Source organism: Streptomyces sp. NPDC001663 (assembly GCF_042893105.1).
Taxonomy (GTDB): domain Bacteria; phylum Actinomycetota; class Actinomycetes; order Streptomycetales; family Streptomycetaceae; genus Streptomyces.
Window position 1 is genome coordinate 21,133 of sequence record NZ_JBIAUR010000041.1, and the last position, 8,791, is coordinate 29,923.

General features: G+C 68.0%; 4 protein-coding genes and 1 pseudogene. 4 read left to right on the forward strand and 1 reads right to left on the reverse strand.

Annotated features, from left to right (window positions below):
- Positions 1–441 precede the first annotated feature (441 nt).
- The 4 genes from ACFY1L_RS55325 (at position 442) to ACFY1L_RS55340 (ending at position 5,695) form a co-directional block, all read left to right on the forward strand.
- A complete protein-coding gene (locus ACFY1L_RS55325; protein WP_388843184.1) occupies positions 442–3,825 on the forward strand; it encodes an NB-ARC domain-containing protein in 3,384 nt (1,127 codons plus the stop codon).
- Positions 3,826–4,284: 459 nt separating this feature from the next.
- Positions 4,285–4,830, forward strand: a complete 546-nt coding sequence (locus ACFY1L_RS55330; protein WP_388843186.1) for a hypothetical protein — start codon at positions 4,285–4,287, stop codon at positions 4,828–4,830.
- Positions 4,831–5,034: 204 nt separating this feature from the next.
- Positions 5,035–5,298 carry a hypothetical protein gene (locus ACFY1L_RS55335; RefSeq protein ID WP_388843188.1) on the forward strand — a complete coding sequence of 88 codons (264 nt, stop codon included), beginning with the start codon at positions 5,035–5,037 and terminating at the stop codon, positions 5,296–5,298.
- Between the two features lie 16 nt (positions 5,299–5,314).
- The gene (locus tag ACFY1L_RS55340) at positions 5,315–5,695 is read left to right on the forward strand and encodes a GNAT family N-acetyltransferase (protein ID WP_388843190.1); all 381 of its coding nucleotides are present in this window, start codon (positions 5,315–5,317) and stop codon (positions 5,693–5,695) included.
- 1,832 nt (positions 5,696–7,527) lie between these two features.
- Here ACFY1L_RS55340 and ACFY1L_RS55345 read toward each other — a convergent pair.
- Positions 7,528–8,113: pseudogene (locus tag ACFY1L_RS55345) on the reverse strand (hypothetical protein); the annotation flags it as partial.
- Positions 8,114–8,791: the final 678 nt, after the last annotated feature.

The following is an 8,791-nucleotide window of genomic DNA, read 5'->3' on the forward strand; positions in this document are numbered from 1 at the left end:
CACTGTGACCGTCACGAAATTCCGCCCAGACCCAAATTCAGAGAGCCTCATCACAACTGCCCGGCCTGCGGCCGCCGTTCCTTCTGCTCGGACGAGTTCGACGACTGCAAGCTCCCGTCGTACACCGAGGACGAGAATGGGCTGGTGGTCATCTACCACGATGCCCTCTGGTAACCCGTGGGCCCGGCCGACTCTGTGGCCGCCCACTGACGGTGCCGCTGGCGTGGCGGGTAATCTCCGCGCCGGAAACCATAGTTGGGGGTGCAGGTGCGGGGCCGTGTTGTGGGGCTGGTGTCGCTTGCCGGCGTGACGGCGGTGCTGGCGGTCTTGCTGGCGCTGGCGGGAAACGCTGCCACATCCCAGCAGCGGTGGCCCGGCCTGGTGGATGGGCTCCGGCGGCACCCGTGGCCGTCGGTCGCCGTGCTGGGGGTGCTGTCGTTCGTGGCAGCTGGTGTCGCGTTGTGGATGCAGGAGCGTCCACTGGCGGTTCAGGATGATCCGCCGCCTCCGCAGCCCGCGGCCGTACCGGGCTGGTTCGTGGACCGGGACCAGACACGCGACACGGTGGCGGCGGTGTGCCGCGGTGGCCGCGCGGTAGGCATCACCACCTCGCTGTGGGGAGCGGGCGGGTTCGGTAAGACCACTCTGGCCACGGCCGTGTGCGCCCACCGGCGGGTGCGGCGTCGGTTCCGTTCGCGGATCTATACCGTCACCATCGGTCGAGATGTCCGGGGACGGGCAGCCGTGGCCGCCAAGGTCGCCGAAGTCACCCGATTCATCACCGGTGACACCAGCGAGTTCGACGATCCCGACCTGGCAGGCGCTCACCTGGGTCGGCTCCTGGACCAGCGTCCCCGCACCCTCCTCGTCCTTGACGACGTGTGGGAAGACGAGCAGCTCGCTCCCTTCCTCCACGGCGGCCGTCGTTGCGTCCGGCTGGTCACCACGCGCAACCCGGCCCTTGTGCCCCCTGGCGCACACCGCATCCAGGTCGACCAGATGTCACCCGCCCAGGCCAGAGCCGCGCTGACCTGGGAGCTGCCGCATCTGCCCGACGCTGTCGTTGACGGTCTGCTGCGGATCACCGGCCGCTGGGCGCTGCTACTGCGCCTGACCAACCGTCTGATCGCCGAACAGACGGCCACCGGTGCCGACCCTGCTGCCACCGCCGAGCGGATTCTTCACCGGCTGCACGCGCACGGGCCCACCGCGGTGGACGATCCCGCCGCTACCTGGAGCCTCGACGACCCCCGCCTGCGCAGTCAGGCCGTGAAAGCCTCCGTGGAGGCCGCCACCACCTTGCTGCCACCCGGCGGTGCCGACCGCTTCACCGAACTCGGCATCTTCGCCGAGGATGAGCCCATCCCGGTATCCGCCGTCGCCCTGCTGTGGCAGGCCACCGACCGGCTGACCGAGGCCCAGACACGCAGCCTGTGCCGGGACCTGGCACGCCTGTCCCTGCTCACCCTCGATCCGCGACACGGCGGCCAGATCGGCATCCACGACGTCATCCGCGACTACCTGCGCGACGGCCTCGGCACGGCCGGCCTGGCCCGCCTCAACGGCCTGCTCGTCGACGCCATCGCCGCCACCGTGCCGCCGGCCCGGCCCCTGACCCCCAACGCTCCCGATCCCGAACGCGCCTGGTGGCAGCTCGAGGACGGCTACCTCCTGGACCACCTCATCGACCACCTGATCACCGCCGGCCGCTCCATGTCCGCCGAGGCCACAGCGGGCGATGTGCGCTGGGTCGAAGCACGCCTGACACAACGCGGCCCCAGCGCCCCCTGGAACGACCTGGCCCGCATCAACACCCCTCACAGCCGCTCCCTGGCCCTCAGCATCTCCCAAGTCGCCCACCTCCTCATCCCCACCGACCCGCCCCACGCCCTCACCGGCGTCCTGCACAGCCGCCTGGAGGCACACCCGCACTGGCGCCCCCAGATCACCGCCCGCCGGCAGGATCCCGCCCTCCGCCCCTGCCTCGTCAACCGCTGGCCCCTGCCCGACGGCCCCAACGCCGCGCTGCAGCGCATGCTCACCCGCCACCAACCCAACGTCTCCGGCGGAAGCCGGTCGGTGGCAATCGCCCCAGACGGCACCTGGCTCGCCACCACAGGCAGCGCCGACGGGGCGCGGATCTGGGACCGGGCTTCGGGCACCTGCATCGCCACCGTCACCGGCCACACCGGCTGGGGGCCGGTGGCAATTGCTCCGGACGGCACCTGGCTCGCCACCGGCAGCCACGACGGAACAGTGCGGATCTGGGACCGGGCTTCGGGCACCTGCACCGCCACCCTCACCAACGACACCGACGCCGTGTGGTCGGTGGCGATCGCCCCGGACGGCACGTGGCTCGCCACCGGCAGCCGTCACGGAAAGGTGCGGATCTGGGACCGGGCTTCGGGCACCTGCACCGCCACCCTCACCAACGACACCGACGCGGTGATGGCCGTGATGATTGCTCCGGATGGTTCCTGGCTTGCCACCGGCGGCCGTGACGGAACAGTGCGGATCTGGGACCGGGCTTCGCGGACCTGCACCGCCACTCTCAGCGGCCACACCGGCTGGGTCCTGTCCGTGGCGATCGCGCCGGACGGCACCTGGCTCGCCACAAGTGGCCATGACAGGGCGGTGCGGATCTGGGACCGGGCCTCGGGCACCTGCACCGCCACCCTCACCGCCCACTCCCAGCCTGTGGGGTCGGTGGCGATTGCCCCGGATGGCACCTGGCTCGCCACCGGCGACGGTGACGGAAGGGTGCAGATCTGGGACCGAGCCTCGGGCACCTGCACCGCCACCCTCACCGGTCACACCGAGAATGTGCAGTCGGTGGCGATTGCCCCGGATGGCAGCTGGCTCGCCACCGCCAGCGCCGACACGGTACGGACCTGGGACAGGGACTTCGCTGCTCAGATTCCCGCGCAACCCGGCCCCACCGACTGCGTGATGGCCGTGGCGATCGCCCCGGACGGCACCTGGCTCGCCACCGGCGGCCGCGATGGAAGGCAAAGCACATTGATTGCCACAGAGGGCCGTAACGGGACGGCGCGGATCTGGGACCGGGCCTCGGGGACCTGCACCGCCACCCTCTCGAGCGACAGCGCCACCGTGTGGTCGGTGGCGATCGCTCCGGATGCCAGCTGGCTCGCCACCGGCGGCTTTGATGAAACAGTCCGGATCTGGGACCGGGCTTCGGGCACCTGCACCGCCACCCTCACCGACCACACCAAGCCTGTGGAGTCGGTGGCGATTGCCCCGGACGGCACATGGCTTGCCACCGGCGATAGTGACGGAACAGTGCGGATCTGGGACCGGGCCTCGGGGGCCTGCACCGCCACCCTCACCGGCCACACCGGCTGGGTACTGTCCGTGGCGATCGCCCCAGACGGCACCTGGCTCGCCACCGGCGGACAGGACGGAAAGGTGCGGATCTGGGAGCGAACCTCCGGGACCTGTATAGCCACCCTCGCTGGCGACAACGACGCGGTGCACTCGGTAGCGATCGCCCCGGACGGCTCCTGGCTCGCCACCGGCGGCAACGATCAGACAGTACGGATTTGGGACCGGATCTCGGGCACCTGCACCGCCACCCTCACGGGTCACACCGGCGCAGTACTGTCAGTGGCCATCGCCCCAGACGGTACCTGGATCGCCACCACCAGCAACGACCAGACGGTGCGGATCTGGGAGATCGCGGAAGCCCGTACCGTGGCTGTCGCACGCTCCGAGGGGTCGCTGTACTCGTGCGTATGGGCAGACGGTTCACACGAGCTCGCAGTAGGAGGTGAGCGAGGCGTATACCTCTTCGCCCTCTTCACCTGACCCTCCAAGGGCTGTTGCCAAGACCTTGGCCCACCGCCCAGCGCGTGCCAGCGATCACCGTGCACGGCGGCGGCGCCGCCGCACTCCGGCAGGTGACGTCCCTCCTCGACCGCGTCGGCGTCGACCCCGAGGAGATCCAGGAGTTACTTGCCCTCATCCAGGCAGGCGCCGGCGAGGGCGCGCAGGTGACGTCCTCGAGCTCGCCGGGCGTCCTCCCGAGGACGCCAACGCGCCGGCCGTACAGGGCTGGGTTGCTCCGGTTCAAGCCGCGGCCGTCGAGCTCGCACACACCGCCGACCGCACCATCAACCGCGCCCGGCCGGCAGACCGGCCCGCGACGCCGGCAGCACGAACGAATCCGTCAGCCCAGCACCGTCAACCTGGGCATTCCCGTCCTGCCTCAGGTCACCGCATTGGACTCCACACCTCAACAGGCCCAGGGAACGGGAAAATGACGGCATGGACCAAGGGATAGCAGCCACACTCGGTGCGGGAATTGGAATTGCCGGAACACTCGGAGCCTCGTATCTCACTTATGCCGCAACGCGGCATCAAACCCGAGCGCAAATCCACACTGAACAAGTGCGATGGCTGCGCGACGAGCGAAAAACCGCTTACCTCGCGTTCTTAGATGAGGCGGAGAAGAGGGTCGAAGAATTGCAGGGGCATCGCAGGCGCTTCAGTGGCTACATGGAAGATGCGGGATCATCCCCAGAGTGGGAGCATGAGCGACAGCTCATGCAGGAGTGGTATGACCAGCTTGTTGTGCTGCGCAGACTGATCACCCGTGTCTCTTTAGCTGGCCCCCGCTCGGTCGGTGCTGCCGCACTCGGGGTGTGGGCCGGAATCACGACCGTGCACCTGGCTCTCTTTAGGTTGTGCCGAGGCGAAGCCGTCTCCGATGCTTGGACTCAAGAATACGAGCGATCAACCGATCGTCTGTTTGACGCTCAAGAACAGTTCACGAACGAGGCGAGGAAAGTGTTTGAAGAACCTCCCCTCTGAGGGGCTGGCCGCTCGTCTCGTAGTTCATCCCTGATGCGATGTAGGAGCGGGGCCGTCCAGTACCGTGCGTGTCCGGGTTCCTCGAATGGATCCGGCGTGAGGCCGTGCTGAATCGTGCAGCGGAGTCGTCCCCGTTCCTGGGTGGCGTGCTGTGGCAGACGCACGCCGGGGCAGGCCGGGCCAGCCGTCTGCCAGGATGGGGCCATGGCGCGAGAGACATCGACGTACGACGAGCGGCTTCGGGATCTTGAGGCGGAGGCGTTTCGTACCGGCCGCACGCTGGCCGAGCACGGTGAGCAGCTCCAGCTCATCGGCGAGCAGCAGACCACGGCGTTCGGCAACATCGACTCCCTCGCCAACGCCATCGGTGTCCCCGGGGACCGCACGATCACGCAGCGCCTGGACACCATCGAGCGGGTCCTGTTCGCCCTGGCACAGGCCCAGGGGATCAACCCGGACGAGACGTAGGCCCTGAATGGCGTCGATGTCATGGGCCGATGCCCTGGCCGAGGAGATTCGGACCAGCTACCCGGGCGTGCGGCTTGAACTCGGACTCGATTCCTGTCCGTATCTCGTGCTGTTCTGGATCGTCCTCCCGGAGAGCGAGCGGGGGAACGGGATCGGCACGCGCGTCATGGAGCACATCACCGCCGTGGCCGACCTGCACGGTGTGCCGGTGGCGCTCAGCCCGAGCGGCAATTTCGGCGGGGACCCGGATCGGCTGCACGCGTTCTACCAGCGCTTCGGCTTCGTCACCAATGCCAGCCGCGGCGAGATCGGCTCTTCCCGGGAGCGCATGGTCCGTGCACCACGCGGCCCCGCCGCGGTCAACGGCCTCAGGGACCATCGGTACAGCCACTACTGACCTTGCTGGCGTGATGTCGTCGTCGGTACGGACCCGCCGCGCAGTCAGCTGAGGATTCACAGGTCACAGGTCTGCCGCTGTGGCCCGGACGGGCTGATTCCCGCCTTCTTGCGCGGTCGGGGAGGCGTTTTACAATTCCGCTTGGTTAGCCACTCGGGGCCCGGGCAGGCGATCCGCCAGGCCAGCACGTCGTGCCGCCGTGCGGCCCATGCCTGCGCGACAACCACATCTCGGGTTGCCGGAGCCCGCTCTCCCGCGGGGGAGCCGCCTGCGAGCCCCGGCCTTCGTCCTTGCGACGGTTTCGATTTGGGGTGAACTCCCGCACGCCCCATCCGCCGCGAGGGCGATCCCGCGCGAGGGCCTTGCGTCCGGGGGGAGACGCAGGTCCTCGCGCCTGCGGCCGCCGTCATCGCCGACCCAGGGCGGCGGCCGCCACCTCTCACTCTCCCAGCCTCAACCGGGGTTGGCGCCTCAATGCCGTCGCCCGGTTGGCTGTGTCACTTTCCGTGGATGTCATTTCGACGTGAGTTCGGGAGTGTCTGTTCTCAGCGAACCCAGCCGACGTCTCATCGAATCCAGTCGTCGCCCAGAGCAAACGATGACGTTCGGCGGCCTCACGCACGACACGTCTCGCAGAGGGCCCGTCGCCATCGGGCCGGCGCGATGGCCAACGCATGAGCCCCTAGCGGCCCATGAGTCGGAAGGGTTGTCCTTCATTGTCAGCAATCACGACCCCCGATAGTCCATTGCGGAGCCAGTGCACTCCAACACGCCACGTAACATGCCCCGGCATAACGGCGGTCACGTTGAGGAAGAAGTGCTCGGGTGCATCCCGCCGGGGGCCGCACGGAAGATCACGGACTCCGATCTCAAGCTGGCAATGATCCTTCGCGTCGGCGCGAAGGGGGTGTCCGTAGACGTCACAATCGATGGACGGTCCCGAGTTGCCCGAGTGGGCGGTTCGGGACCGCATCCAATGGGCGGACCGTGAAAGTCACGACCCGGAAGGCAATCGGATCGACGAACAAAGCCGCCCACTCTCCTGACCTACTACGCTGTTGGAACGTTCCCTGCGCGGTGGCGAAGTAGACCCGATCCGGCCTGGACCAAGTCTGAGGACCGTGGAGCCATTGGGTTGCCGCATCATGTGTCGTGACAACCATCAGGACGTCGCGCGGTTCCTGCTCCCCCCATTCAACAGCCCACTCCAACACCACTTCCCCGACCCGGCCCAATAACTGTGCGTCCATGTGGTTGACGGTACAAGGCGTTGATCATTGCCGAAGATCGAAAGCTATGGGGTCCGGGTGCGTGTTTCCTTGCCGGTGCGTAGTCGTTGACCGGGCGTGACACAACAGTGTGCACTCGTGTCGGCAGCCCCCGTCCTGCTCCCCCGCGCGGCATGGGGCGCATCCTCTCCGGTGGATCCGGTCGGCTGGTCGGGCGACTCCGGGCATCACGCACCGACATGCGCGGCCCCTGTCCAGCTGTCAGCCGGCCGCGGCTCGCGGCGACCTCGAAGCAGACAATCCTCGAATACCAGCAGCGGGCTTGGAGGCTTGCCCGTACGCATAGCCGGAAGCGCTCGAGGCTGCGCAGTCAGGGCACCGGGCACCCGATCAAGGCTGGCCCGAAACCTTGGGCGAGGGGGGCCGCGCGACGCGAACCGGGCTCTCCAGGAGTCTCCAAGGCTTTCTGCTGAGAGTCCCGCTCCCGCCTCATGAACGCCATCACTCACACGAGCCATCGCGACTGAACGTCTTGGTTGGCCACTCGAGTGCTCAATGGCCACGCATGTTCCACCGTCGCTGTGAGCTGCACACCCCAGCCGTGAGCACGGCGCAGGGCATGCGCCGTGCGCCCCCCTCGGTGAGGATCACGCGCGGGGACATACCGGAATCTTCCGCGCACGAAGCGATGGTCGCCGTCTGCTTGCCGTCGCGCAGCACCTGCACAATGGGCGCCGGGCGGGTCCAGGGTGGCGGGCACGAGCACGATGACGCCCTGTGGAGCGCACCGCCGAGTGCACGCCGCACTCCAGGAAGACGCGCTCCAGGCCGTGCTCGTTGACGCGGTGGACGTGCACCTCGCCGGTCTCCGCAGTCTTGGCCTCCTCGCCGGCCGAGGCGGCGATCAGCGCATTGTTGTCCGCGACGTCCCGCCCTGCACATCCGTGCGCTGCGGCCCGCCGGCGGGCATTCACCGCCCGCGAGGATCCGTACCCGCCGCCGGATGCGCGACGTGATGACGTTCCGGATGGTCCGGCGCGGAGATCCACCAGCGACGTACCGGCGTGTCATCCACCCGTACGGCCAGCAGCCGGTCCGAATCCGGTGACCGTCACAACCCCCGTGACCGGCCCATCTCTCGATTGAACCGCTGGGTACGCTCGGACTCCGCCGTCATGCCCCGACCATCTTGGCCATGCGCCCCCTTGTGAGGCTGTACGCCGATCGATGCGCATCTGTGGCCAGCACTGTGGTGGGTAAGTCTTCTGGCACATGAGAGGGCCCTCGGCGCGCGTTCCTGGCTTCCCAACCTGAAGCACGTCAAGGGCCCCATCCCCAGGCGAACCTGAGAGGAGAAGTACATGCCAGTACTCCAATGTGTGACTGCCCCGGGCGACGAACCGCTACACGGTGCGCAGCGGTGGCATGTAGTCGTTGTCACCGTGACGATCACGGTGACCGTGCTCGCATGCGCCGGTGTGAGCCCTGAGTGGCTTTCCGGGATCGCCGCCCTGCTCAGCGTGCTGACAGGCGCCTTCAGCACCGCTAGCGCCAGGAGCAATGAGCGGCATTACGGGCAGGATTAGTCGAAAAGCCTGATTTGCGAGTTGCCTTGTTCCGGACGTGACGACGGACCTCTGGCCTCTCGGAGTACGGGCCTGTCCTGCGCGTCTCAGCTGGCCAATGCGGCCAGCTGAGACGCGCAGTCACAGCGAGGCGGCGCTGTGCTTCAGGGATCCGCCAGCCCGGCGGCACACCTACTGCCGTTGTTCAGAAGCTGTTGCCTTTTCGATCTTGAGCGGTGGCGGTCGAACGCGGGTTCCCGGTCGGGTGATCCTGCCCTGGCGAGGGCATGAGGAAGGGACCT

Bases quoted from the DNA above. Each gene is read 5' to 3' on its own strand.
- ACFY1L_RS55340 (WP_388843190.1), top strand. From the start codon at position 5,315: ATGTCATGGGCCGATGCCCTGGCCGAGGAGATTCGGACCAGCTACCCG.
- ACFY1L_RS55330 (WP_388843186.1), top strand. From the start codon at position 4,285: ATGGACCAAGGGATAGCAGCCACACTCGGTGCGGGAATTGGAATTGCC.
- ACFY1L_RS55335 (WP_388843188.1), top strand. From the start codon at position 5,035: ATGGCGCGAGAGACATCGACGTACGACGAGCGGCTTCGGGATCTTGAG.